Source organism: Haloferax sp. Atlit-10N, from assembly GCF_003586325.1.
Classification (GTDB): domain Archaea; phylum Halobacteriota; class Halobacteria; order Halobacteriales; family Haloferacaceae; genus Haloferax; species Haloferax prahovense.
In genome coordinates, this window is the sequence record NZ_PSYX01000143.1 from 1 (window position 1) to 472 (window position 472).

Here is a 472-nt window from a genome sequence, read left to right on the forward strand (position 1 = left end):
GCATCAGGAATGCTGATCCGACCCCCGCTTTGCACGCGGGTCTTGAACGTCGCCATCTGGCTCATGGCACCGAGCTGATTCATATCGAAACTCGGCATGCCACCGTTGGCGAACATCTGTTTCATCAGCTGCTGTTGCTGTTCCATCGCGTTCTCGCTCGCCTGTTGCATCCCCTTGAACATCGGAGGCCACAGCAGGCCATCATCCTCGTCGGCCATCGGTCAACTACATGTACTCTCCTCAACAATATAAATATTCCGCTGAAAACCATTGATTACCATTGAATGGTAGAGAATGGTATTAGGGGTTCAGCGGCGTCGAGGGAAGGGCTACGCCCTGCAGCGCCGATAACGGCACCCCCAAACACCCGTCTGACGCCCGTTAGACGGCGTTTACCGACAGCTGAGACGAAACCAACACCAAGGTTTAATACTCCGACCAATAAACTACCAGAACAGATGAGTTCTGAATC

General features: G+C 53.2%; 1 protein-coding gene. It reads right to left on the reverse strand.

The genetic code is table 11. From position 1 onward, the window contains the following. The coding region (locus C5B91_RS21575; RefSeq protein ID WP_119713050.1) for a hypothetical protein at positions 1-218 on the reverse strand (218 nt) is incomplete at its 3' end. Positions 219-472: the final 254 nt, after the last annotated feature.